This window comes from Wolbachia endosymbiont of Wuchereria bancrofti (assembly GCF_002204235.2).
GTDB lineage: Bacteria > Pseudomonadota > Alphaproteobacteria > Rickettsiales > Anaplasmataceae > Wolbachia.
In genome coordinates this window covers 1-26,228 of record NZ_NJBR02000091.1, presented here as the reverse complement: position 1 = coordinate 26,228, position 26,228 = coordinate 1, and the positions used below count along the sequence as shown (strand labels likewise).

Sequence of the window (26,228 nt, the reverse complement as noted above, 5' to 3'; positions counted from 1 at the left end):
AGTTTTTTGTATTTCTATAAGTTACCTAAATGATGGCTAGGCAAAAACTATATGGTTTGCAAGAAGCCTATTGTAAGTTTCGTTAATGGTGATTTCTATGTAATCATACTCTGAGTTAGCTAATAACCACCCTATTTCTGCCACTATTTTTTGCTTTATATAAATATCTATCAGCGCGTACTATAAATTTTTCAATATTATCAAGATCAGATTCTTGCATTTCTACAACCCCGATGCTTACAGTCACATTGTGTGTTGTGTTTTTATCCGAGAGTATAAAAGGTTCTGTAGCAATAATTTCGCGTATCCTTTCTGCAACAATGTATGCATCTAATATATTGGTATCTGGCATTACAACAACAAATTCCTCACCGCCAAACCTAGCTAACAAATCTGTCACTCTGATATTTTCAGAAATTCTCTTCTGTATTTGCTTTAAAAGTTCATCCCCGGCACTATGTCCAAAATCGTCATTTACTACCTTAAAATAGTCTATATCGAGTATCATAAGAGATAATCTTCTATTTTTTTCTACAGAGTCTTTAATAATGTTTCTTAAGTGTGCATCAAAATATCTTCTGTTGTAACAGTTAGTAAGCGGATCTTTTATAGACATTTCTGCATTGTTGAATAGATTCATTCTCAAAGCATCTTGATATCTCTTGCGTTTTACTTGTAAATTGACTCTTGCTATTAATTCACTTTCATCCAGGGGCACTGTTAAGTAATCATTAGCTCCTACGTCAAGTGCTTTTACTAAGTTGTTTTTATTATAATCTTCAGAAAGGATCAGAATTGGTGTATAGCGTGTTTCTACTTTACTACGAAACTCAGAACATAAACGTAGGCCGTCAGTTTTTGAAAATTGCATGTCAGAGATAATTAGATCATAGTTGTTCTCAATACCAACCTTCAATGCCTCCATTGGATCGTTCAGTATGTTAATTAACTTAAAGCGTTGCTTTAGTACATTATGTATCTGCTCTGCTTGAAAGATATCCTCATCTACAACAAGTATGTTAGAGTCAAAGATCTGATTAGAATAATCCATAATACTGCTTCCTGCTATCCCACAAATCTCAGCATTAGTTTCTCCTCTTAAACGTAGTTCATCTATAACCATTTTTAGGCGTGTGAGAGACTTAATTCTTGCAGATAAGGCAGTTTCATCTATTGGTTTAGTTAGAAAATCATCTGCACCAGCGTTAATGCCTTGCACTCTATCGTGAGTGTCATGCAGCGCAGTCACCATAATTATTGGAATATGGGTTGTCAATGGGGTGCTCTTTAAGTTCTTACAAACTTTAAAGCCGTTTATTTTTGGCATCATGATATCGAGTAATATAATGTCAGGCTGTTGCTTTGCCACTAAATCTATAGCTTCTTCACTATCATGAGCTACAATAACCGTGTAGTACTCTGCTTTTAATCGAGCTTCTAAAAGCTTAACATTAGATGGCACGTCATCTACTACTAGAATCCTCGCTGTCATTATCTTTAGGTGTATTGTCTATATTGTAAGTAGGATAAAGTTTACCATCTTTACCAATTATGTAATTTACTTTCTCGGTGTTATACTCTTTACATAACTCTTCAATTCCAGCATCTTTCAATAATCTTCTAGCTTTTGATTTTATGATTGTAAGATACCTATATGTATTCTTAATAAGGTCAATGAATACAGGTACCTTATTTTTATCAAGAACAACTATACTAACTAAAACTACAACTAAAATTTCTGAAAGACCTATACTAAACATTTTTCCTATAAAGCAAGTACTTTAATTCTTCTAATTATAAAGATTAATTTGCTTAAATCAAGTTTGGAAGCAATCATTTCATCTAAAAAACTGTTATAACGTTCTATGTAATCCTTATCATTGCAAGCCCAGGTTTGAACCTTATTTTCGTAGTTATCAGTTGCCCTTATAACTTTGACGGCTAGCTTATAGTGGTAATTGCTTAAATCATCCAATAAATCGTTAATTAAACTACGATCCCAATAAGAAGAATAACTTTTTATCTTAATAGCAATTGTCCTAATCAGATCGAACCTCAGCAGTGATTTTAACTCAAAGTATATTTTACCGGCGTCAAGGATAGACAAGGACGTTTGCTCAGCAATGGATATAACATCTAGTGCATAAGCAAGAACACATAGGTCAGCAACTTTTCTTGCTAGATCTTTATTTATATTGAGCTCTACTAAAAAAGAAGATCCATGGTTATAGGTTTTTAATAGGTGTTCGTCTAGAACGTCAGTTAAATTCTGGCCTAAAGTTTCAATTGCATCTTTAAATTTTGTAACATCATCTAGCTCCACAAAGCTAAGTTTGCCGAGATTTTTTACTAACCAAAATGATACTCTACCAATAAATTTCTGTACATTTCTCACTATTTGCAAGTATGAGTTAATATCAATCTTTCCATCCAATTTATCAATTTCTTGCCATAGGCTATTTAAACTATATAAGTGGTTAACAACAATATACACATTAACCGCTTCATACACTTTAATTCCAGTACTTTCAACTAAATTATTAATGAATATACATCCCATTCTATTCACTACATCATTTACAATACAAGTGGAAATGATTTCCCTGCGAAGTTGGTGTTTTAATATGAAATCCTTGAATTCCGTTACCATCTTTTGTGGAAAGTAATTTAATAAGTAATCGTGGCACAAGAAATCTTTTTCAGGCAAGTCAGAATGTATAATTTCATTTTTTATTGCTGTTCTAGAATAGGACATTAAAACAGAAAGCTGAGGAGAGCTAAAGCCCCCAGCTCCAGTTAACATTCTTGCTATTTCCTCATCTGTTGGAAGAAACTCTACACTTCGGTTCAATAGTCCAGATTTTTCCAAACTGAGTAATAACCTGTGGTGCTGCTCCAACCTTTCTTTAGCTTGCAAGCACTCAAAAAGTAATGCTTTTGTTTCAATTCTGTTATGGTCTTCAAGTACCTTAGATGCAACTTCATCCACCATGCTAGCCAGTATTTCATTCCTTTTTTCCAAAGAAATACTACCTCCCTTCATAACTGAGACGAATGCGATTTTGATATTAACTTCAAGGTCAGAACATATTACTCCTGCTGAATTATCAACAAAATCTGCATTGATATATCCGCCTCTTTCAGCATATTCTATTCTTCCAAGCTGCGTGCAACCAAGATTACCACCTTCTATAAACATAGAAGCTCTAATGTTCTCACCATTCACCCTTAATTCATCGTTTGCTTTATCACCTACCATATCGTGGCTTTCACTCCTTGCTTTAACAAACGTACCAATTCCTCCGTTCCATATGAAATCCACTTTTGCTTTCAACAGATATCGAATCAAATCACTCGGAGATAACGTATCTTCCATTATATCAAAGCACTTTTTCATTTCTTGAGAGACATTTACTTGCTTGCTGCTGCGTTCGAATACTCCCCCGCCCTGGGAAATCAGATCTTTGTTATAGTCCATCCAAGTTGAAAATGGTAACTCAAAAAGGCGTTTACGTTCTGCAAAACTCTTTTCTGCACTAGGATTTGGATCAACAAAAATATGCATATGGTTAAATGCACCGATTAAACGTATATTTTTTGAAAGCAGCATACCATTTCCAAATAGGTCACCAGCCATGTCTCCAATTCCAACAACAGCTACATTCTGATAAATATCCTTATTCATCTTCCAAAAGTGCCTCTGTGCTGCAATCCACGCTCCTCTAGCCGTAATACCCATCTTTTTGTGGTCATAACCTGCTGACCCACCGGATGCAAATGCATCACCAAGCCAAAAATTATACTCATGGGCTATCTGATTAGCATAGTCAGAAAATGAGGCAGTGCCTTTATCCGCTGCAACTACTAAATATGGGTCATCTTCGTCATATCTAACGACGTTTTCTGGTGGAATTACTTTACCATCAACTATGTTATCAGTAATAGCAAGCATGCCTCTGATAAAATCCCTATAGCACTCAACGCCTTTCTCTCTTAATATATTTTTATCTCTATACACTTTCTTTATTACAAATCCACCCTTTGCACCGACAGGGACAATGACTGCATTTTTCGTCATCTGAGCCTTCATAAGTCCTAAAACTTCAGTACGAAAATCTTCTGTCCTATCTGACCATCTTAAACCGCCACGTGCTAATTTCCCTCCTCTTAAATGTATTCCCTCAAAAAGGTTTGAATAAACATACAATTCGCGATATGGACGTGGATCTGGTAGACCATTTATTTTACTTGAATCAAATTTTATAGATAAGTGGGGTTTATCGTCTTGATAGTAACTGGTCCTTAAAATAGCCATTATCAAGTTAAATATTGAGCGCAAGACGTAATCATGTGAAACGTTACTGATCTCTTTTAAGAGTTCCTCGATTTTTTCTCTGAAAATGTCTGTAGTTTCTGCTCTATCAATATCTATGCTAGGATCAAATCTTACATGGAATAGCTGTATCAAATACTTTACTATTTTTGGATATTCTGAGACTACTTTTTGAATATATTCTGGGTTATAGTTAAATGACATCTGCTTTAGGTAAGCACTTAGCGCTCTCACTAAAAGCACTTCTTTCCATTCCAGACCAGCAATAATGATTAAGCTATTGAAATGATCATTTTTAATTTCCATTCTAAACACTTTCGCAAGCGTTATTTCAAATTGTTCTTTTAGAGTAATGTTGTCTATCAATTCGTCGACTCTTGACAACACAAAATGGTGTATCCATATTCCACCATTGATTTCTATATAATAACCGTTATGGGATAGAATCTTTGCTCCCAAATTCTTAGTGATTCTTAATATTTTCGACAATTCAAGGCCTCCATTACCCGGAGTGTAAACTTTTAATTGGTAATTGAGATTATCACGAGTAAGCCTTAAATCAACTTCACTAGCTCCTTTCTTCCTCACTATTTCCAATTTTTTCATATCATAATATGCATCGTGAGGTTCAAAACTCTCTTGATAGCTTATCGGAAATGCCTTGCAATAAAGGATGAATATATCTTCAACGGTGCTAAGAGTGTTATATAAATTATCTATAAAACGGTCTTCCCATTTTTCCGTAATATTTCTTAATTTATTTTCGATGCGCAAAACTTCATCGTCAAAAACACGAGCATACTTAACCTTTAGCACTACGTGCAACTTCATTAAATCATATTCATTGATAATGTGATTGTTGTAAATATCTGAACTTGCTGCGCTTATTTCATCCTTTAATATATCGCGTATCTTGAACATTAACCTTGCACTTGCATAACGCATCGGTATCAGCACTATGCAACTAATAAAGTCTCCTACCTTTCTTAAAAATAATTTGACTCTTGGCCTAATTGCAAGAGACATAATTGAAATACAAACCTTAAATAACTCATCTTCATTTGATTGGAATAGCTCACCACAGGAGAATGCTTGTAAAATAGAGATTAAAGCTTTATTGTTATGGCCACCAGGTAAAAACCCTGCTCTCTTTTCTATTGTTTTAACTTTATCCTTTATTAATGGAATAGTTCGAATGTCTTGAACCTCTGCTACAGAAGTGAATAACCCGAAAAAATGCCGTTCCTTTACTACATTACCTTGCTTATTAGATTCTTTTACACCTATACAATTCATGTATGTACGCCTATGAACTATTGAGGTTAGATCTGATCTTAATATGTATAAAGAATATAAGCCCTTAGAGGAAATCGATGAGTTCTGATACTCTCTGCTTGCTTTCATTAACCCAAGATTTTCTTCGTCATTAGGAACAAGCTTTCCATTTTTGTCGGCAATACGTTCTTGATAACCTAAAAATACGAAGTTATTATTTTTCAGCCAGACCAGAAAATCTCCACCTGATATCATTCCAGTGTAGGGTGCTGGTTGGATCTCAGTGTCAACTGCTTGGGCAATGGAAAGAAGATCTTTTGCCTCATCAAGCCTCTTGAGCATCAATGGCCAGTCTTTTACAACACAATTGACCGCCTTTAGTGTTTTTTGCAAGGACTTTCTTAGTGTATCAACAAAACTATTACTTATGCCTTTAATAATTACATATATCACTGACTCCTTGATACCATTATCCTCTTCCAAATTACAAATCTCGTTGATAAGGCCACTTTTTCTTTGGATATTAATTACACTATTACTATAGTAACATATGGTTAGGTTGTGCGACTTGATGGTAGCAATAACAGAATCAACCAAGAAAGGCATATCGTTATTTATTATCTTAATTGTAGTAAAATCGCCTTCTATTCCTGGTATGTCATTTACATTACTTACCATCAATTTGCTTTCTTCTTTTTCTTTTTTGAAAATGAAGTTATATGCATCTTCTACGACGTATAAAAGGAATTTATCATTGATCTTTAAGTCACTATTATAAACAAAATTATAAAAGTATCTGATAAACTCTTTAATCTTTGCCTTTTCTTTCTGATTTTCTTGATTAACTAGCTTAAATAAAGACTCAGTGTTAACGTTATAATCTACACACATTTTTTTAACGCAAATACACAATGAACTTAAACCTTTTTAACTAAGATTTCATTATTAAAAGCGTACACTACTAATTTATCACCTTCTGCTACTTCTCCCGATAAAACTAACTTAGCTAGATTATTTTGAATGCATTCTTGTATTACCCTTTTTAGTGGTCTTACCCCATATTCGGGATCGTAGCCAGCTTGTGCTATTAGTTCTTTAGCTTCCTGTGATAAACTTATACTTAGTTTACGCTTAACAATTATTTTTTGTAAATAAAGGAATTGAACATCTATTATTTTATAAATGTCGTCCTTGGTTAAACTATGGAATATAATAATTTCGTCAAGTCTGTTTAAAAATTCAGGACGAAATGCTGATTTAACTATTTGCATCACTTCGCTTTTTACAGAGTCAGCAACTCCTTTAAGCATTATCTCAGCGCCAAGATTGGAAGTTAAAATTAGTATAGTATTGCGGAAATCAATTAATTTGCCATGGCTATCGGTGAGCCTGCCTTCGTCCAAAATCTGCAGCAATAGATTAAATATATCTGGATTCGCTTTCTCTATTTCATCAAACAAGATTACCTGATATGGCCTTCTTCTTACTGCTTCAGTTAATCTTCCACCTTGCTCATAGCCAACATATCCTGGAGGTGCACCAATTAACTTTGAAACGGAATGTTTTTCCATGTACTCTGACATATCAAAGCGTAGAAGTGATGATTGATCATCAAACAAAAATTCAGCAAGGGCTTTCGCAAGTTCCGTTTTTCCAACTCCGGTTGGGCCCAAAAATAAGAATGAACCAAAAGGTCGATTAGTATCCTGAACACCAGAGCGGGAGCGTCTAACTGCATTACTTATTGCTTCTATTGCATCCTTTTGTCCTATTACCCTTTTTCCTATTTCATTTTCCATGCTAAGGAGTTTTTCCTTTTCACTGTGCATCATATTATCAACTGGAATTCCTGTCCACTTTGAAACAATATTTGCAATATCATCTTCAGTAACTTCTTTTTTTAAGAAGCTATCGGTAACTTTCTCCTGATTCATTAATTCATTTTCAAGCTGAGGAATTACACCATACATCAGTTCTCCTGCTTTTTCTAATTTTCCACTGCGCTGAGCTAACTCCAGCTCTTTTCTCGCATTATCTAGTTTTTCAGCTGTTTCTTGTATTCTAGCTATTTTATTTTTTTCCATTTGCCATTTACTGTTTAAGTCAGTAAATTTACTGTTTAGGTTTTCGATTTCCTCATTTATCTTCTTTAGGCGCTGCTTAGAATTCTCATCACGTTCTTTTTTCAGAACTTCTGATTCAATTTTTAGCTGTACAATCTTCCTTTCAAGTTCATCAATAATCTCAGGTTTGCTATCCATTTCAATTCTCACCCTGCTTGCAGCCTCATCAATCAAGTCAATTGCTTTATCAGGTAAAAATCTGTCTGTTATATACCTATTGGATAACATTGCGGCAGCGACTATTGCACCATCTGTGATTCTGATACCATGATGTACTTCATATCTTTCCTTCAAACCTCTTAGTATAGAGATGGTATCAGTTTCAGTTGGTTGAGAAATAAACACAGGTTGGAAACGCCTTGCAAGTGCAGGATCTTTTTCTATATGTTCACGATACTCATCTAAAGTTGTGGCTCCTATGCAGCGAATTTCTCCGCGCGCAAGAGCGGGCTTCAGCAGATTTGAAGCATCCATTGCACCACTTGTTGCTCCTGCTCCAACTAAAGTATGAAGCTCATCTATAAACAAGATAACTTTTCCCTCTGCTTTTGCAAGCTCATTGATAACAGCTTTTAGTCTTTCCTCGAACTCTCCTCTAAATTTTGTCCCAGCAATTAGTGCACCAAGATCTAAGGCTAAAACTTTTGCGTCATGTAAACCAAGTGGCACGTCACTTGCAACAATTCTATTTGCGAGCCCCTCAACTATCGCGGTTTTTCCAACACCAGGTTCACCTATCAGCACTGGGTTATTCTTTGTTCGCCTCAGTGATACTTGCATGGTTCTTCTGATCTCTTCATCACGACCAATCACGGGATCAAGCTTGCCTTGCATAGCAAGCTCCGTAACATCTTTTGTATATTTCTTCGCTGCGTTTAAATTTTCCTCGCTGTTAGGCGAATCTGCACTGCTACCTTTTCTCATTTCTGTAATAACTGAATTTAATTTTTGTGGTGTGACGCCGTTCTCTGCCAGAATTTTACCTACAGTATCATTTTTTTGTGCAGTCAATCCCTGCAATAAACGCTCAACGGTGACAAATGAATCTTTGTTCCTTCTAGCCATACCAATTGAATCTTCAAAGACTTTTGCTACTTCTCTTGAGAGTTGAAGGCTACTGCTTCCTGGACCTTTAACTATTGGAAACTTTTTTATTGCATTATTCACAGCATCAGAAATACTTTGCGCATTTCCACCACAGGCGCCTATTAAATCTTGAACTAAACCTGATTCATCCTCAAGCATCACTTTTAGTAAATGCTCAGGCATAAAAACCTGATGCCCAGTCCCCAATGCTTTCATTTGGGCACTTTGAATTAAGCTTTTTGCTTTTTCGGTAAATTTATTTAAGTCCATAATAAAGTTTAACGCATATTTCCTGGTATATATAGCAATTATTTTCTTAATTTAAAACTAGAAATTGTTCACTATCAGGTAAAAATCTATGATCGTTGTTCTTAACATATACAACTAATACTTTATACCTGCATGTATGATTACCATTTTTCACCACAAAGACCCAAAAGCTGCAAAAACTTGAGGTTAATATGCTGTAACCAAGACTCGTCAAGTATTTTTTATGTTGAAATTTGCCAGGTTATTTTTTTGCTTGATATTGACTGCGCAAAAGCCATACATGCTGCAAGCACTCAATAAGTGTCATGTTTTCTACATACATTAAAACATGGTTATTCAAGAGCCTTATTGATATTTTGTGATATTTATGGTAGAATAATATTCTAAGGTTTAGAATAAAAGCTTATGACTGAAGCTCAAGGTACAAATATTGCAGAGTGGCAAGCTCAACAGCACCACCAAGAGCACCAAGGAGAAAAGAGCGGTTTTGGTCTTGGTCACAGTGACTCTGCTGCAACAATTGTAGATGGAATGAAGTGGTTATTCAACTTTCATGAGGGGGCAATTCCCGCTTACAGCAACGTGTTTGAAAGTTTGGTAAGTGGTAATCTTGCAACGTTGTTTGGAAAGTCAGGCAATATGTTTGGCATAAAATTTTTTGAGAGTCTTGCAGAATATTTTTCAGGTGGAGATGAAGAAGATATGCCATTAGAAGGAATGGATATGGCTCATGGTAAAGATGGACCTCATCAAGATGATTTTCCACATGCTAGTGACCAAATTGCTAATGATGCTGATGGTTTACACAACATGCATGATGCAGGTGATCACTATGGTCAGTCTTTTTCACCTAGTCCTTCACCATCTTTTGGTGACGACCATAGATATGAACTTGGTGATTAAATGAATTTAATCTTAGAAATCGCTGAATAACCGTAAATAGTTGAGAAGGGACGCTTCTCCTTTCCTTAATTTATTATAATTAACGCGAGTTCGTTTTAGTGAAAAAGGTTTCAGTTTTAGGATCGACAGGAAGTATTGGAAAAAAGACTGTAGATTTACTATTAAAGAGAAAAGAAGAATATCAAGTAGAAGCACTCAGTACCTGTTCGAATTTTGCTCTACTGGCATGCCAAGCAAAACTGCTAAATGCAAGGTATGTTGCTATCTCTAATGAAAGGTTTTATAAAGATTTAAAAGAAAGTCTACTTGGTACGGGCATCAAAGTAGAAGTTGGTGCTGAGGGTCTAATAAATGTTGCTTCTCTGCCCGTTGATCTCTCAGTTGTTGCAGTAGTTGGTATTGCAGGCCTTGAGCCAGTAATGCACGTCATAGAAAGTGGTACTAAAGTCATCGCACTAGCAAACAAAGAAAGTATTGTTTGTGGTGGAAAACTATTACTTAAGAAAACTGAAGAAAAAAACGTACAGATAATTCCTATTGACTCTGAACACAATGCAATTTTTCAAATTTTGCAGAATGGCAATAAATTTGTAGAAAAGATTATACTTACTGCTTCTGGTGGGTCATTCTTGAATTATAGCCTTGAGCAATTAAGAAATGTTACAGTAGGTCAAGCACTCAGTCATCCTACTTGGAACATGGGAAAGAAAATCTCAGTTGATAGTGCAACTATGATGAACAAAGCGCTGGAGATAATAGAAGCACATAATTTATTTAATATTAGCCCAAACAGAATTGAAGCAATAGTACATCCTGAATCGATAATACATGGAATTGTAATTTATAAGGATGGTTTCAATTTTGCTGTGCTTGCAGAGGCTGATATGGCAATTCCCATTTCATATGCTCTGTCTTGGCCAGAAAGGTCAGCTTTGAGTTATAAATTAGATTTAACAAAGCAAAAATTGACCTTTCAAGAACCAGACCATAAGTGCTTTCCTGCGCTAAAGCTTAGTATGGAAGTGTTAAATTCCTCCTCTCCACACACAAATAGCATAGTACTTAATGCTGCAAATGAGGTAGCTGTTGATAAATTTTTAAAATCACGAATTGACTTTTTGGAGATAATAAAAGTAGTAAAGTTAACAGTAGAGAATTTTGACAGTTACACTGACATTAACTCATTATCCGATATAATAAACATTGATCTTGAAAGCCGTGCTATTGCAAAAGAAATTATCAAAAATAAAGTTCTTGTGTATAGCTAAAGTAATTAGACTTGCCAAAATGCGTTTGCAGTTAGAATTCTTAAACTGTCATGGTAGCTGATAGAAACGAAAAATTTACTTAACAAACCACGCCAGCTCCCTTATCGTAACATCGAAGCTATTTATTTAGCTTCAGTCTGTGCAGATAAAATAACAAAAAACTCGATGTACTTAGCGTCTCATGTTTAATTTTTTGCACTATATGTACCTCATGTCTTTACAAACTTTCAAGGTTTTCACCTAATATAAGCTGAAGTGCACTTGTTAAAGCATTTGAAACAGTAAAAAATGCTGATTTATAAAGTTAATATAAATAACTAGTTACTAACGGGTTTTCTTGCCTTTTTTTTGTTCAGTAAATTTCTTAAAATTTGTAGCTGAAGCAATTTAGGAGCAAACGAAAATAGTGTCACACACTAGCATGATAAGAAGGGGGTATGGACAACAGGAGAAGGAAATTGGGATAACAGAAATAAGGTATCATGCCAGTGCTTTTTCCTGTTCAGCTACTTGGATGATGGAGATGGTAGATTTTAATGATCCAGGATATACTCTTTTGTTAAAGGAGATCGAGCATTTTCAAATATCTCTTGAACACTTCCGGATTCAACAATTTTACCATTACAAAAGAAAATTATGCTGTCAGATAACTTTTTAGCTTGTTTCATTGAATGAGTTACCATAATTATGGTAAATCTTAATTTCAGCTCTTGTATAAGATTTTCGATTGCGTTAGTTGCCATTGGATCAAGTGCAGAGCATGGTTCATCCATTAACAAAATAGTTGGCTTCACTGCAATCGCACGGGAAATGCATAGCCTTTGTTGTTGGCCACCAGATAAATCTAGTGCACTGTCTTGCAATCTATCTTTTAACTCTTCCCATAAACCAACCTTAGTTAAACTGTTCTCCACTATTTCATCTAATTTTTGTTTATTTTTTACCATGCCGTGTAATTTTGGCCCATAAGCAACATTGTCATATATTGATTTTGGAAAAGGATTTGGCTTTTGAAATACCATACCAACTTTTGCTCTAAGTAGCACAACGTCCACGTTGCGTGAATATATATCACCTAGTCCGTCAATATCTAGTTTACCGGCAACTTTGCACCCCGGTACATAGTCATTCATACGATTAAAACAACGCAAGAATGTCGATTTACCGCACCCGGATGGCCCGATAAAAGTAGTAACTTTTTTCTTGCAAATATCCAAATTTATATTAAATAAAGCTTGCTTAGAGCCATACCAGAGACTTAAATTTTTAACAGAAGCATGTGTATTATTCATATCACGTCCTGCATTGAATAGAGCCCTGGAGTTTCTCTTTTATTTTCATATAGCCATATTGCTGCTCGAACAGCCCCTCTAGCAAATGTTGTGCGATCAATTGCTTTGTGATTTAATTCTATTCGTTCATCGGAATTGATAAACATTACACTGTGATCTCCTACCACTCCACCTCCACGAGATACTGCAAAACCTATCTTCCCCTTTTCTCTTATGTTTGAACTATTATGTGAATGTTGGTAGGGTTGAAAATCCACTTTTAGAGCATTGGCAATTGCTTTGCCAAATTCTATAGCTGTTCCAGATGGTGAATCTTTTTTTAAGTTATGGTGCATTTCCCAAATTTCAACGTCATATTCATTATCCAAAAACTCAGCAGCTTTTTTTACCAATTTCAGCAGCACATTAACTCCAACACTCATGTTTGCCGACCATAATATCGGAATTTTAGCGGCATACTCTTTTAAGTTGATACTTTCTATTCCAGTTGTACCACTAACCAGCGGTGTTTTAAATTTCATAGCCGCCTTAAGGCAGGCTAACATACATTCCTTAGTTGTAAAATCTATTACAACGTCAGATGACTCAAATACATCACTAATAGAACTTGTAACTTTAATTCCTAAATTGGAACTGTAGTATACAGCTGACCCAATATCTGAATCTATATACTTACTGCCTAAACGGGCAACAGCACCTGCTATTTCGACTTGGGTATTTGTAATTAATTCATTGAGTATCCTTTTGCCCATTCTACCTGAGCAGCCTATTACTCCAACTTTGATTTTCATAAAGCTTATATTAGGCTTTTTTTAAAGCTTTGTCATTTTTATAAGATATAAAATTTTCTTATTGAGCTATATACCAAGTTGCTCTGCCTTCTTTTTTCTATGCTGAGTGATGTGATTACTCTTTACAAGATTGGATACATACTTCTTTAAGGTACTTCGATTTGCTTTAGTAATATTTTCTAAATCCTGCATTGTAAGACGTTCATGTTTGCTAAGTAAAGCCAATATTTGAGCTGAAAGTGACAGTAAATAGAAATTTAACATTTTTTTATGTTGACACCTTTTGTTCGAGGTGAGATTTTTTCTTTTGTAGTGACCTTAAGAAGAACATAAGCTATGGGTTAAAGTCATAGCTACCAGCCTTTAAAGATTATTGAGTACGGCGCAAAGCTAAGTAATAACTCTCCTTATTACTTTCAATTATACTCTCAAGAGAACTATAAGGTACGTAGTCATATCCTAACTTTAGCAACAAGAGAGTTGTGAGAATACATGATAACCTGCCATTTCCATCTTGAAAAGGATGGATAGCTAAAAAAGTAACTATAAAGATGATGGTAATTAACAGAGGTTGTAGTGGTTTCGCTTCTAATTGCTGGCTAGTCCAATAAGTAAGTTCTCGCATTTGTATCACTGTTTCAAATGGAGAAGCTATTTCAAAAATTATGCCTAAGCTCTTTCCAGATTCATCAAACGCTTTAACATGATTGGAAAATTTCTTATATTCTCCCATGTACCTCTGATCTTTAATGTGAAAATTGTAAAAGCCAAATATGAAACTGTTTTATAATGCTCTCTGTAAATGGCGTATTTTCAAAATTTTGGAATACTTTTCCTCGCACATACGCATATCCGGCTATTTCTGTTCATCTCGAGAACGGAATGAGTGTGTATCAAGTTTGAATAGTAGTTGCTCAACCTCATGGTCTGATAGCTTTACCCATTCAATACAAGCAGAAGAACTAATGCTTTCGGTCGTTACAATTTTCTTGAACATTTGTAAACATCCTGGAGCTAAATTACCAAATAGTTGCCATACTCCTTTAAATTCATCAATTTCAGTAATTAGTTTCAGCATTTCAGGTATTATTGCAACTTTTGAAATGCCAAACTATTCGTATTTTTATCTAATTATTTATATTCGATTGTATCCGAAAATATCCTATTAGTAATAGCATAAAACGCAGAGAGCACACTGAAGTTGATGGGTACAAAAGCTATTTTGTGTCAAAATATAATATTTTGATGAAATTATAAGAAAAACTTAACTAAACTAGCTTGGGTTCACTGACAACCATCATTCTGCTACTTATTGGCAGAATCTATGATGAGATACCACGAATGAATTGCAGTATGACGAGGGAAACCTTACTTATTTTAGCTATAGGTTCCAATGTCAGCCATTTGCAGTACATGTTGAAAAATCATTCTATGATCTAAATCAGTTTTTTTACAGGTAACTTCTAAGCTTATTAAGCTTTCTAAGATCTTCTTGAGTTCTGAAAGTTGAAAAATTTTCAGGTGGGATTTAAAGCTTTGCAATTGTTTAAAAAACAACGGAGGATTTAGCTGATCAATCGCAACCTGTTCATTCATTCCACCTTGTATTGACAGCAAAACATTCTCAAGGCGTAGGAAATAATTTGATATAATACGGATTAGTCCTATTGGTGAGAAATTTTCTTGTAATATCAATGTATCGGAAATTTTGATGAAATTTGCCATATCTTTGTTTGCTATAGCAGAACACAAATTATCAGGTGTAACATAATCATTGCTAAAAGTTGAAAGACACAACTCTATATCAGCTGGTTTGAGATCTTTTCTCTCTCCTAGATATAAAACTAATTTCTCAAGTTCTGAATGTATAGGTAGATTGCTATAATTGAAGTAGGACTGTAAGTGGTAAATTATCTCATTTGTATATTTTATGTCGTTTCGTTTCAAGTAGCTTGATATAATATCGTAAAGGTTACTACCGCTATTCTTATAACAAGCAATTACGCCAAAAGTTTTTGAGCTTTCTATGTAACTTTTAATTGTGGAATTATATGAAAGATCAGTTGCTATCATTATTACATAACGACCACCTGCATTGTAATCCAATACATTTTTTAACTCTTTGGATATATTCCCAGTTACATTTATTAGCTTAATTAGTTTCTTACTAGTAAACATCGAAATGTTTGCCAACTCAGAAAGTAATAGATCAGGTGACTTATTCACCATTGCGAAATCCATCATCTGAACTGAATACTCACTCAGACTAGCAACTATTTCTTGCGTGAAAAAATCAACTTTGCTATTATCACTTCCATGAATTAATACACCACTTAAAGTATCTGGTTTCTCCAGGAATTTTTTGATCTTAGACGATGTGACCTTCATGCACTCTATATAATATCATTGTCATGTATATGAGTGGCTAATTCATTTTGCTGTATGTAAGCTAAAGATTCTGAATCTTCTTGTACAGCACTATGTGTATCACTCTCCGTATTCTGTGTGTCATTTGATACATCTGTTTCCCTGAGAATATACTTGCGGTAAAACTTTTTCATAGGTTGAGATACATACTTTGAAAACAAACCTTCTTCAGCCATATTGTTTACTCCACAAAATTAAAAATTTATCGCTACCATAATAAGGGTAATATAGCAAAAACTATTTAATCCTAAAGTAGCTGTACCATATAACTAATACATTACAAAATCATCAATACTTGAAAATGAAATTAAGCTAATCTATTTAACATTAACCTTATAAAATAAGCAATGATTAAATATGTAGTTGCAGTAAGTATAATTGCAGGTCCTGTCAATAAGTCAAAACTTGCAGATAATATAAGCCCTGATATTCCAGAGATCAAAGAAAAAACTGTTGCAACGATAATCATCTGCATTGGAGTTTTTGAGATAAGCCTTGAAGATGCTGCTGGTATCAACAAGAACGCAGCAATGAGTAGTATTCCTATTAATTGAGCAGACGCTGCTATAAATATGGCAAGAGTAATTAAAAATTCTAGCCTAACCAAATTTACATTAACTTTTTCAACTATTGCTAAATCTTGGTTAATTGAGATTATTAGCCAATAACGCCATCTAAATATTAATATCAGGACAACTACTATTGAGGTTAAAGAAATTAATACTATATCACTCTGTTCCAGTGTTAATATGTTGCCAAATAGTGAACTAATAATGCTACTATTGCTTGATGGAAGAAAGGACATAAGTATTAAACTTGATGATAAAACTACATTAGTAACGATGTTCAATATTGTATCAACAGAATATAGCCTATTAAAATTAAGGGAAAGTAGTATAGCAAATACAATTGCAATAAGCATTATGCTTATTGATGGGCTAATCTTAAAGATTAAAGCCAATGCAATTCCAAGCAACGAAGAATGAGACAAACTATCACCCAGATATGATAATCTTTGCCATATCATAAATGACCCTAAAGCACCTGTTACTAAGCTAATTATTACTATCGCAATTAGGCTATTGATGAAGAAATCCTGTGTAAATATTTCAAACATGCTATATTATCTTTAGATAAGTAACAACAAACCTGTCTTCAGATATCAAAACATTATGGGTTCTGCATGCTGCGTCAGTTGTCATAAATTCAAAATTTAAACCTTTTTGTTCTATAAGGTAGGACTTCACTGAAGAATTTGGTATATTGCGTGTTTTACCAGTACCTATTAACAAAATTTCTATTTCCTCTGTTAAAAAAGATTTAAAATGTTCCTTGCTATTTATACCACTTTCTTTTAACTTAATCACCTTTTCAGGAAAAATTATAATTGAGCTATGATATTCTTGATCATTCACCAAAAATTTTCCTTCGCTGTAGCCATTTATAAAGTTTTTACTCTTAGAAACTAAAGGAATTATATCCATAAATCAAACTATTAATTGAGCGTCACATACCCACCATTCTGGCTGCTTTTCTCTGATATTAACTGCAGCAGTTTTTGCATTTTCTTCACTATCGAATATTCCAAAACATGTTACACCACTACCTGACATACGAGAAAGTATGGAACCTTCTTGTGACTCTAATGCTAATATCACATCTTTAATTTCAGGGACAAGACTTATTGCTATTTCTTGAAGATCGTTTTCTGTCTCTTTAAGGAGTTTTAACAAATCTTTCTCAGTGTCATCTCTCCATTCAATTGGCTTGGAAAAGTTCCCTTCATATTTAGAAAATACTTCTGGTGTACTCAAGAACTTTTTTTTCGGTTTTGCAAGTACTATATTTGTAGGCAGGGAGAATTTATTAATATGACATAATTCCTCACCAATACCTCTAACCAAAACTGGCTTACTATCTATACTTGCAGGAACATCAGCACCAACGCTTAAAGCTATTTCATTTAGGATTGGTCTATCAATTTTCCATAATTTTCCTAGCGTACGTATCACAGCTCCAGCATCTGAAGAACCACTACCTAGACCTGCAGAAGTTGGTATGTTTTTTACAACCTTTACAGTGACTTTAGTACGTGCAGGAGCGTGCCTAAGTAATAGATTAACTGCTCTCATTACGGTATTGTATTTGTTACTTATTTTGAGCTCAGAATTTACAAATTCGACTATAGGATTGTCATACCTGAAATCCTTTTCACCTACTTTTATTTCCAAGAAGTTGGAAAGATTAGCGAAGACAAATAAGCCTTCGATCAAATGATACCCTGTTTCTTTTTTTTCTACAACATGCAAAAAAAGGTTAATCTTTGCAGGAGCCTTTACACAAAAACTTTTCATTTATATATCTTCACTAACACCTTATAATATTATACATATAATGCTATTTTAGTCAACTTTTTACAGTTTTCATACTTCTGATGAAACCAGATATCATAAATCCTAATTTTTCTGTATGGGTGAATGCATCCGCTGGTACAGGCAAAACGAAAATCTTAATAGATAGAGTATTAAGACTTTTACTAGAAAATAAAAGGAATATTTGCTGCTTAACATTTACCAATGCTGCAGCAAACGAGATGGAAGGTCGCATTCACAGTATACTCAGTAAATGGGCAGTTTGTTCAGATAACGAACTAGTCGCATCTTTAGAACAGCTAAACCTCTCTTTACTGTTGCTTCAGCATCACCCGTCATCCCAGCCTTTCCTATCATCCCAGTGCTCGACACTGAGATCTAGATGGCCGCAGATAAAAAATAGCGAAGTATTTAATCATTATTTAATCCAAGCAAGGAGGCTTTTCTCTGAGCTGGAAAATCTTGATTTAACTATACAGACTGTACATGCCTTTTGTTATAAGTTAATTTCTAGCTTTCCTGCAGAAGCTGGCATTGTCCCAAATTGTACGCTGAGCGAATGTAAGGAATTACACTCCATTGTATTTGATAAATTACTTCATAATGAAGCTGTGCAAGATAGTATAAAATTTATTGCAGCCGAGGTTGATGAAAATAAGTTACGCGATTTGCTTTATACTTTGTGCATAAAAAGATCGGTGTCAGTAAACGATCTAGAATATGTCAAAGGTAAACTGAGTGCTCCAGATAAAATTCATGGTTTACAGAGTGAAGCGACTGAGCAAATAGAAAGATTAGTCGAAATATTAAGTAAAGGCAGTAAACGAGATCAGAATTACAGCAAGATGCTTGATCTTACATCTTCTCCTGTTATCCAAGTAGCTGATGCTAGAATCCAAAAATTAGATTCCAGCGCCGCGCGCTGGAATGACATCAGCATAGAAAACTTAGTCAAAGTATTTTTAAAGTCAGAATCGTGCGAGAAAAAAAGCATATCATCCATTATAACGAAGAGTACTTTGGAGAAATTTCCAGGTGCAGAGCAAGTAGTAGAAAATATTCAGCATGCAGTATTTACTCATGTAAGAGATATAAACTCTTATCAAATATTCAAAAGAACCAGTAGTTTGCTGGATATATTTAAAGTATATATTGATTTATATAATAGTGAAAAGTCAAAGAATGCACTGCTTGACCATAATGATATAATCGATTTAGCAACAAATCTTCTCAGCAATCCAGATTATAAAAACTGGATATTGTTTAACTTAGATCAAAAAATAGATCACATTCTTGTTGATGAGGCACAAGACAATAGCATCAGTCAATGGAAAATTATAGCAAATCTCTGCGATGAATTTTTTATCTGTAATGATAAAAAACGAACCTTGTTTGTTGTTGGTGATGTAAAACAATCTATTTACAGATTTCAGGGGGCAAATCCTCACCTATTCAACTACATGCAACAATACTTTCATACAAAAACTGGTGGTAGAGATTGGATATCATGTCAGCTTGAAAAGTCATTTCGCTCAACTCCGGAAACTTTAACACTTGTAGATAGGTTATTTAACAACTTCCGTGAAGAGATATCTTTTGTTGACAGTGAAATAAAACATATTCCATATAGAAAAAATGATCAGGGATACGTTGAAATCTGGCCGTTGTTGCCAAGATGCAAAGAGGAAGAACAGCAAGCTTTACAAATTCATTTGATGCATAGGAGAGATTATATAATAACAGATCGATTGCTTGCCCAGGCAATAGCTCACAAAATTCACAACTGGTTAAATGAGGGGCGAATTTTAGTCGCTAAAAATCGCCATATAGAACCAAGAGACATTATGATCCTGGTACGACAGCGAAATATGCTAGTTGATTACGTAATAAGTGAACTTAAAAAAGCAAATATACCAGTTGTAGGACGGGACTATTTTAGAATTATGGACTACATAGCTGTGCAAGACTTGATAGCTTTGACTGAATTTTTACTTCTTCCAACAAATGATTTGGCTCTTGCAAATGCTTTAAAATCGCCACTATTTAATTTCACTGAAGATGATTTATTTAACATTGCATATGACCGTAAAGAACAGTCGTTATGGGAAAGACTTCAGAGTTATTCTGAAGATATCTATAGTAAGTTAAACGATCTCATTAACTTATCTCACATAGAATCACCTCTTATGTTATTCACACATATACTTCGCACAGGTAGGAAGAAATTTGCTGCAAGGCTAGGTCTTGAATGCTTTGAGGTCCTAGATGAATTTATGAACCTTGTGTTACGATTTGAAAACCCATCTCTTCAAGCGTTTGTTCAGTGGATAAAGGAAAATAACCCGGAGATTAAAAATGATGTGCAATTGGAACGCAATGCTGTGCGAATAATGACAATTCATAAATCAAAAGGTCTGCAAGCTCCCATAGTATTTTTGGTTGATACAAATACAGTACCAAGAAACAGTGAAAGCATTGTTTTTGATGCGGTGGGAGCACCATTTTTGTGTGGAAAAAACAACAACACTTATTGTGACCAAGTGAAAAGGGAAAAGAAACTGGAGGATTATAGCGAGTATTTGCGTTTGTTATACGTGGCACTCACGCGTGCTGAGGATGAGTTATACATTTTAGGTAAAGAGCCAGTACAAAAGGGTTCTTGGTATGATTTAATCACTAAATATGGAGAGCCGTATGAGAAGAAATACATGGAGTTACACCAAATATTTAAAGAAAAAGTTGAGGTATTATGTGTAAATGCAAACTATCCTTACATTTACAAAAAACGTGATTATTTTAACATTCCTGCTGTTTCGCCTCCACCGAATTTATCAATTTTGTTCCAGCACTCTCCTTCACCATCCCAGTATCCTCCCCTATTATCCCAGTGCTTCGACACTAGGATCCATTCTTTTTCTTCACTAGATCCCAGTGTCACGCACTGGGATGACAAGGAAAGGAACACCGGGATGACAGATGGCTACACAAGAGGCTTGATAATTCATAGCATATTGCAGTATATGCCTAAGATAGAGAAAGACAGGAGAAAAAATTGGATAAGAAAATATCTTGATAATATAAACATAAGGAAAAATAAGGATGAAATTTATAGAAAAATATTAGCCTTTAATGAAAAATATGATTACCTGTTTGACTTAGATGGTAAGTCAGAAATTACACTGAGTGGAACAATCAATGGCAAACCGGTATTAGTACGATTAGATAAGCTATGCATAACGCAGGATAAAGCAATTATAATTGACTATAAATCACACCGTAACGTTTCTGTTTCCTCATTAAATGAAATAAAAAAGCAGATGTTGATCTATAAAACCTTAGTACAAGAGATATGTCCAAACAAGCAGGTAGAGTGCATGGTTATTTGGGTGGAAGATTTAACCATTCAATCTGACTTTTGATGGAACTTGATTGCAAGAGAATGTGATTGAAGCCTTGCCAGTTGGTGTATGTGCCACGAGCACTATTAATTCTCCTTTTTTTAAAGCCACCAGTTATATGTTTAATGTCTATGCAGTATTTTCCTAGCCTTCTCATAAATATTATCTCTGCGCCCTAATGTAACTATGGTTACTTCATATTCTAAGGTGTTTACATAATATATATACGGTAATCACCAACTCTTAATCTTCTGCATCCTTTGAGGTTGCGGCGTAAATTTACCAAGATTAGTAGGACCGACTATAAGCCGCTCATTTATTGCATCTACAACCCTTGACCACTGTTTTCAGAAGATCTAGAAGATCTTCCTCAAGAACATTGTCTAAGAAGATAATAGTGTATTTCAATCTACGTCCTTGCTTTTAGTCTTTTTGCACTTCCAATATCATATTCATCGGCAACCACAGATAATAAAATACCTTCCTCTTCATGCTTAACTGCTTCTCTAAGTAGTTTATCTGCTAATTCTTGAGCAGACTTGCTTGGTAAGTTCGGATAGTTCAGTAAGATGCTGTAAAATTTCTTTGCTGAAAGCTATATTAGTACTTGAATCTGCTATAAATTTTACCAGAGTCTACTACTATAGTTAGTATATAGCATTTTTTTTATTTTTCAATAATAAAAGTTACTAAGTATGTGAATAGGGTTTTGAGTACCTGTGTTAATAAATTATTAAAAATTTAGTATATACTATAATTGATTTGTCATTCGTGGTAAATAGCTAGTTGCTGCCGTATCTCACATAGATTTCACTAACACGTAACGGCTCTGTCTGCTACTTTCATGACAGGCAAGAAGTCCCATAACGAAAGTAGATTGAATTTTTAACCATTCAGAAAAAAGGTAAAAGAAACCCCAGTCATTGTCTATTTTCAGTATTGGCGTTTTTTAAGTCTTAAACGCTACAATTTAGCTGTTTTTCAAAATAACTGATTGGGGCTATAAATATTTAAGAAACTTGCCAAGCAGAAAAAAAAGACAAGAAACGCCTGCAGTAGCTAGTCACTAATTCTTTATTTTAAAAATTTGCGTTGGGTGATGCCTAAAACACTTTATAAGCGCGTTTCAGCTTGTATAACTAAAAACCTACAATTTTATAAAGACGTACAGTGCATATAGTGTGAAAAATTAAACAATAATACACCAAATACAAGACTTTCTTGTCATTTTAATCTACACAGATTGGAAAGTCATATGAAATAGCTCCATTACCACGGTAAGAGAGCTGGCAAAGTTTGTCAAGTAATTTTACAGCCATCTACTTCATTTTAATGTTACTTGAAAAGTTTACACTACTGCTAGCGGAATGACAGTAATTAAGTTACTGTAGCTATAAAAGCTTTTTACAATAACCTATTTTCCTTGAAACTAAAGTAGCTACTGAATGTAACAACATGTGGTCTATTAGTTCTATTCTTACGCTTTTGCAAGCTTCTGCTAGCTACCTAGTGAGGGATATATCGCTACTTGAAGGTTGTATATTTCCACTCGGATGGTTGTGGGATATTACTATGGATGTTGAACCAATCAAAAGAACACGCTTGATAATATCTTTGACATAGAGAGGAGTTTGATCTATTGTACTAATGTTTTGCAGGTCTTCCGCTATTAGGCAATATTTTTTATTTATGTAAATGACATGAAAGTTTTCCTTATTGAGGCTTCCTATACTTATTCTTAAGTAATCAAGCAGTTTTTTCTAATTATTGATTATAGGCAGATCCTTTTTAAACTGCTAAAATTTTCTATCAAACTCTTTGCTACCGGCTTTACGTCAATTCTACTGTATGTTAAGTGCAAAATGTGCTCTAAAACTTCATAGTAGTTGAGTAGCGATTGTCTATTATCTAAAACAATTTTCTCTCTCAGGCGCTTTCTGCGCCCCTTTTTATAATCTTTGACCATTAATGAATCGCTCATTGTGTATCTCTTATAATAAGAAATTAGATCCTTAAGTAAAATATTTAATAATTTTTTTTTCCAGCGCACAATGCTGGCTACTTGAATGACAGGTGCGTATAAGAACTTGACTTATGTGCTTTATGTTCCTAGAATTTTTATTTTCAACCCTACTTATAATGTTAATAATGGTATTGAGTATATTTCAAATAATATTGGTTGTTATATTAGTAATTTTAGTACTCTTGCAGCCACCAGGAAGTAGCTCACTAAGCGGCTTTAGCAATTCGCAGCAGGGACTCAATTCAATAATTCCAGTAAAATCTTCTGCGAATCCGCTTAGCAAAATAACAGCCATAGTTGCTGGGTTGTTTATTATGAATACATTACTATTGTCAGGATTGTGTTCAAAAGATGTACATAAAAAATCGATAGCAGAGAAAATTATATTGGAAAAACAACAAGAAAATGAATCTACTTCTGTTCCCTTTGAGAATTGATGAAAGAAGCTAAATTTATTTTTGTAACAGGTGGGGTTGTTTCATCACTTGGCAAAGGTTTGGTTGCTTCAAGTGTAGGTGCACTTCTTCAAGCTCACGGCTTTAAAGTTCGCATTAGAAAACTTGACCCATATCTAAATATTGATCCTGGAACAATGAGCCCAACCCAGCATGGAGAGGTATTTGTTACTGAAGATGGTGCCGAAACTGATTTGGATCTTGGGCATTATGAGCGTTTTACTGGAATTAAAGCAACTAAAGACGACAATATAACAACTGGTAAGATGTATCATGAGTTATTGAAAAAGGAAAGACGTGGTGATTATCTGGGCAAAACTGTGCAAGTCATTCCTCATGTAACGGATTTAATCAAGTCATTTATTTTTAATGGTACGGAAGGCTTAGATTTTGTGATATGTGAAATTGGTGGGACTGTAGGTGATATTGAAAGTCAACCATTTTTGGAAGCCATACGTCAAATTAGCTATAAACTCGGAAAACAAAGAGTTATTCTTATTCACTTAACCTTGGTACCATATCTTGCTGTAGCGCAAGAATTAAAGACAAAACCAACACAGCATTCAGTTCGAGAGCTAAATTTTGCAGGGCTGCAGCCAGATATTATATTATGCCGTAGTGAAAAAGAAATTTCTGATAATCAGAGAGGGAAAATAGCCAATCTTTGTAATGTTTCTTTATCTAATGTAATATCCGCTCCTGATGTAAGCCATATATATGAGCTACCTGTCTTATATAATCAATGTGGACTTGGTACACAAGTTTTGGAACATTTTCATTTAAGTAAACCAAAACCAAGTTTGATTGGGTGGAATCAAATAGTGCATTCTATGAGGCACCCAATGCAGGAAGTTACTGTGTCTATAGTAGGGAAATACATTGAATTTCCTGATACGTATAAGTCACTAGTTGAGGCATTAAGTCATAGTGCAATTAGTAATAAAATTGAAGTAAAGATAAATTGGGTTAACTCAAGAGAGAAGAGCGGGAAACCTATAAACAAAAAGCTTATGGGGGATAAACTAAAGAATTCTCATGCAATTCTTGTTCCAGGGGGTTTTGGTGACGATGGGATAGAAGGTAAAATGTTAGCGATAAGTTACGCCCGCACAAATAATATTCCATTTTTTGGAATATGCCTTGGTATGCAGCTTGCGGTCATTGAATTTGCTCGCAACGTTATTAAGTTTGAAGATGTACATTCTGAAGAGTTTTATACTTGTAAACACCCAATCATTAAGCTAGCTGGTGATAAAAACGTTGATCTTGGTGGAACCATGAGACTTGGGGCATACAAATGTAATATAAATCCAAATTCTAAAATGGCAGGTGCATATAGCGGTACGATTATTTCAGAAAGACACAGGCATAGATACATAATTAATTTAGATTATAAAGATGATTTAGAGAAGAATGGACTGATATGCAGTGGCATGTCAGAAGATGGAACATATATAGAAGCAGTGGAGTTAGAAAACCATCCATGGTTTATCGGTGTTCAATTTCACCCAGAGTTCCAATCGAAGCCATTTTCTCCTCATCCTCTCTTTGTATCATTCATTAAGGCAGTAGTTAATAAAATTAAAAAAACAGAAGGTTAACAAAGGAAAGTGTTTAAGTGTCAATATATGGAGTTTGCCGTAGAGCAAGCTAAGCTTGCCAAAAAAAATGGTGAGATTCCCATAGGAGCTGTGATAGTTAGTGGAGACGATATCATTTCTTTTGCACATAATACATCCAATGATCCAACTGCACATGCAGAGATGTTAGTGATCAGGCAAGCATGCGAATTGCTTTCAACATCAGTACTTTGTAATGCTGACATGTACGTAACATTAGAACCATGTCCGATGTGTGCTCAAGCTATTTCCTTTGCAAGAATTAAACGATTATACTTTGGAGCCTATAATTCAAAAGGTGGAGGAATTGAAAATGGTGCTAAAATATTTCAATTTTGCAGCCATGTACCTGAAGTTTATGGTGGGGTATTGGAAACAGAGTGCTCTTTTTTGTTAAAAGATTTTTTTGAAAAATTGAGGGACTCTACCAATTATTATTAGATTTCTTGTATAACCATACACCTAATAGCATTCTATCATTCTGCCTGCGTTAGGTTAATTGATGAGTGTCTTCTAATCCTGCAATCCTTTCAATTTCACTGATGGAAAGACCAGTAAACTTGACAATAGTGTTGGTATCAACATTATCAGCC

The 26,228-nt window shown here is 34.5% G+C and carries 20 protein-coding genes and 1 pseudogene; 6 read left to right on the top strand and 15 right to left on the bottom strand.

Features of this window, described 5'->3' with window-relative positions; all coding sequences use genetic code 11:
- Positions 1-115: 115 nt before the first annotated feature.
- Genes CCY16_RS04585 through clpB form a run of 4 tightly spaced genes read right to left on the bottom strand, consistent with a single transcriptional unit; the run spans position 116 to position 9,087 of the window.
- Entirely contained in the window at positions 116-1,492 is a 1,377-nt protein-coding gene (locus tag CCY16_RS04585; RefSeq protein ID WP_088415303.1) for a PleD family two-component system response regulator, read from the bottom strand.
- Positions 1,464-1,760 carry a Sec-independent protein translocase subunit TatB gene (gene tatB, locus CCY16_RS04580; RefSeq protein WP_088415301.1) on the bottom strand — a complete coding sequence of 99 codons (297 nt, stop codon included), beginning with the start codon at positions 1,758-1,760 and terminating at the stop codon, positions 1,464-1,466. Before tatB ends, CCY16_RS04585 begins: the two co-directional genes overlap by 29 nt.
- Before the next feature lie 5 nt (positions 1,761-1,765).
- Complete coding sequence (locus CCY16_RS04575) at positions 1,766-6,499, bottom strand: NAD-glutamate dehydrogenase (RefSeq protein WP_088415299.1); 4,734 nt, start codon at positions 6,497-6,499, stop codon at positions 1,766-1,768.
- Between the two features lie 26 nt (positions 6,500-6,525).
- Positions 6,526-9,087: an ATP-dependent chaperone ClpB gene (gene clpB, locus CCY16_RS04570; RefSeq protein WP_088415297.1), complete on the bottom strand. Its 2,562-nt coding sequence runs from the start codon at positions 9,085-9,087 to the stop codon at positions 6,526-6,528.
- Between the two features lie 405 nt (positions 9,088-9,492).
- On the opposite strand from clpB, the gene CCY16_RS04565 reads away from it, so the two are divergent.
- Complete coding sequence (locus CCY16_RS04565) at positions 9,493-9,990, top strand: hypothetical protein (protein ID WP_088415295.1); 498 nt, start codon at positions 9,493-9,495, stop codon at positions 9,988-9,990.
- 98 nt (positions 9,991-10,088) lie between these two features.
- Positions 10,089-11,258, top strand: coding sequence for a 1-deoxy-D-xylulose-5-phosphate reductoisomerase (gene dxr, locus CCY16_RS04560; protein ID WP_088415293.1), 1,170 nt, complete (start codon positions 10,089-10,091; stop codon positions 11,256-11,258).
- A gap of 533 nt (positions 11,259-11,791) precedes the next feature.
- On the opposite strand, the gene pstB is transcribed toward dxr, so the two are convergent.
- From pstB to CCY16_RS04520, 10 genes are all read right to left on the bottom strand, one after another.
- Complete coding sequence (pstB, locus tag CCY16_RS04555) at positions 11,792-12,550, bottom strand: phosphate ABC transporter ATP-binding protein PstB (protein ID WP_088415291.1); 759 nt, start codon at positions 12,548-12,550, stop codon at positions 11,792-11,794.
- Positions 12,547-13,341 carry a 4-hydroxy-tetrahydrodipicolinate reductase gene (dapB, locus tag CCY16_RS04550; RefSeq protein WP_088415289.1) on the bottom strand — a complete coding sequence of 265 codons (795 nt, stop codon included), beginning with the start codon at positions 13,339-13,341 and terminating at the stop codon, positions 12,547-12,549. Before dapB ends, pstB begins: the two co-directional genes overlap by 4 nt.
- Before the next feature lie 66 nt (positions 13,342-13,407).
- Complete coding sequence (locus CCY16_RS06510) at positions 13,408-13,533, bottom strand: hypothetical protein (RefSeq protein ID WP_245800808.1); 126 nt, start codon at positions 13,531-13,533, stop codon at positions 13,408-13,410.
- 178 nt (positions 13,534-13,711) lie between these two features.
- The gene (locus tag CCY16_RS06505; protein WP_245800806.1) at positions 13,712-14,074 is read right to left on the bottom strand and encodes a Fic family protein; all 363 of its coding nucleotides are present in this window, start codon (positions 14,072-14,074) and stop codon (positions 13,712-13,714) included.
- A gap of 123 nt (positions 14,075-14,197) precedes the next feature.
- A complete protein-coding gene (locus tag CCY16_RS06500; protein ID WP_245800805.1) occupies positions 14,198-14,419 on the bottom strand; it encodes a hypothetical protein in 222 nt (73 codons plus the stop codon).
- A gap of 299 nt (positions 14,420-14,718) precedes the next feature.
- A complete protein-coding gene (holA, locus tag CCY16_RS04540; protein ID WP_088415288.1) occupies positions 14,719-15,729 on the bottom strand; it encodes a DNA polymerase III subunit delta in 1,011 nt (336 codons plus the stop codon).
- 5 nt (positions 15,730-15,734) lie between these two features.
- Positions 15,735-15,944 carry a hypothetical protein gene (locus CCY16_RS04535; protein WP_088415286.1) on the bottom strand — a complete coding sequence of 70 codons (210 nt, stop codon included), beginning with the start codon at positions 15,942-15,944 and terminating at the stop codon, positions 15,735-15,737.
- A 131-nt stretch (positions 15,945-16,075) separates the two neighbouring features.
- A complete protein-coding gene (locus tag CCY16_RS04530; RefSeq protein ID WP_088415284.1) occupies positions 16,076-16,885 on the bottom strand; it encodes a metal ABC transporter permease in 810 nt (269 codons plus the stop codon).
- A 1-nt stretch (position 16,886) separates the two neighbouring features.
- Complete coding sequence (locus CCY16_RS04525) at positions 16,887-17,252, bottom strand: Mth938-like domain-containing protein (RefSeq protein WP_179946080.1); 366 nt, start codon at positions 17,250-17,252, stop codon at positions 16,887-16,889.
- 3 nt (positions 17,253-17,255) lie between these two features.
- Positions 17,256-18,122, bottom strand: coding sequence for a 4-(cytidine 5'-diphospho)-2-C-methyl-D-erythritol kinase (locus CCY16_RS04520; protein WP_088415282.1), 867 nt, complete (start codon positions 18,120-18,122; stop codon positions 17,256-17,258).
- A gap of 80 nt (positions 18,123-18,202) precedes the next feature.
- On the opposite strand from CCY16_RS04520, the gene CCY16_RS04515 reads away from it, so the two are divergent.
- Complete coding sequence (locus tag CCY16_RS04515; protein WP_088415280.1) at positions 18,203-21,559, top strand: UvrD-helicase domain-containing protein; 3,357 nt, start codon at positions 18,203-18,205, stop codon at positions 21,557-21,559.
- 1,383 nt (positions 21,560-22,942) lie between these two features.
- Here the strand turns inward: CCY16_RS04515 and CCY16_RS06850 are convergent.
- Positions 22,943-23,504, bottom strand: a pseudogene (locus CCY16_RS06850) (JAB domain-containing protein).
- Positions 23,505-23,677: 173 nt separating this feature from the next.
- On the opposite strand from CCY16_RS06850, the gene secG reads away from it, so the two are divergent.
- The 3 genes from secG to CCY16_RS04495 are packed head-to-tail and all read left to right on the top strand — an operon-like array spanning position 23,678 to position 26,076.
- Positions 23,678-23,998, top strand: coding sequence for a preprotein translocase subunit SecG (gene secG / locus CCY16_RS04505; protein WP_088415305.1), 321 nt, complete (start codon positions 23,678-23,680; stop codon positions 23,996-23,998).
- Complete coding sequence (locus CCY16_RS04500) at positions 23,998-25,617, top strand: CTP synthase (RefSeq protein ID WP_088415278.1); 1,620 nt, start codon at positions 23,998-24,000, stop codon at positions 25,615-25,617. Before secG ends, CCY16_RS04500 begins: the two co-directional genes overlap by 1 nt.
- 27 nt (positions 25,618-25,644) lie before the next feature.
- Positions 25,645-26,076, top strand: a complete 432-nt coding sequence (locus CCY16_RS04495; RefSeq protein ID WP_088415276.1) for a nucleoside deaminase — start codon at positions 25,645-25,647, stop codon at positions 26,074-26,076.
- Positions 26,077-26,228 lie beyond the last annotated feature (152 nt).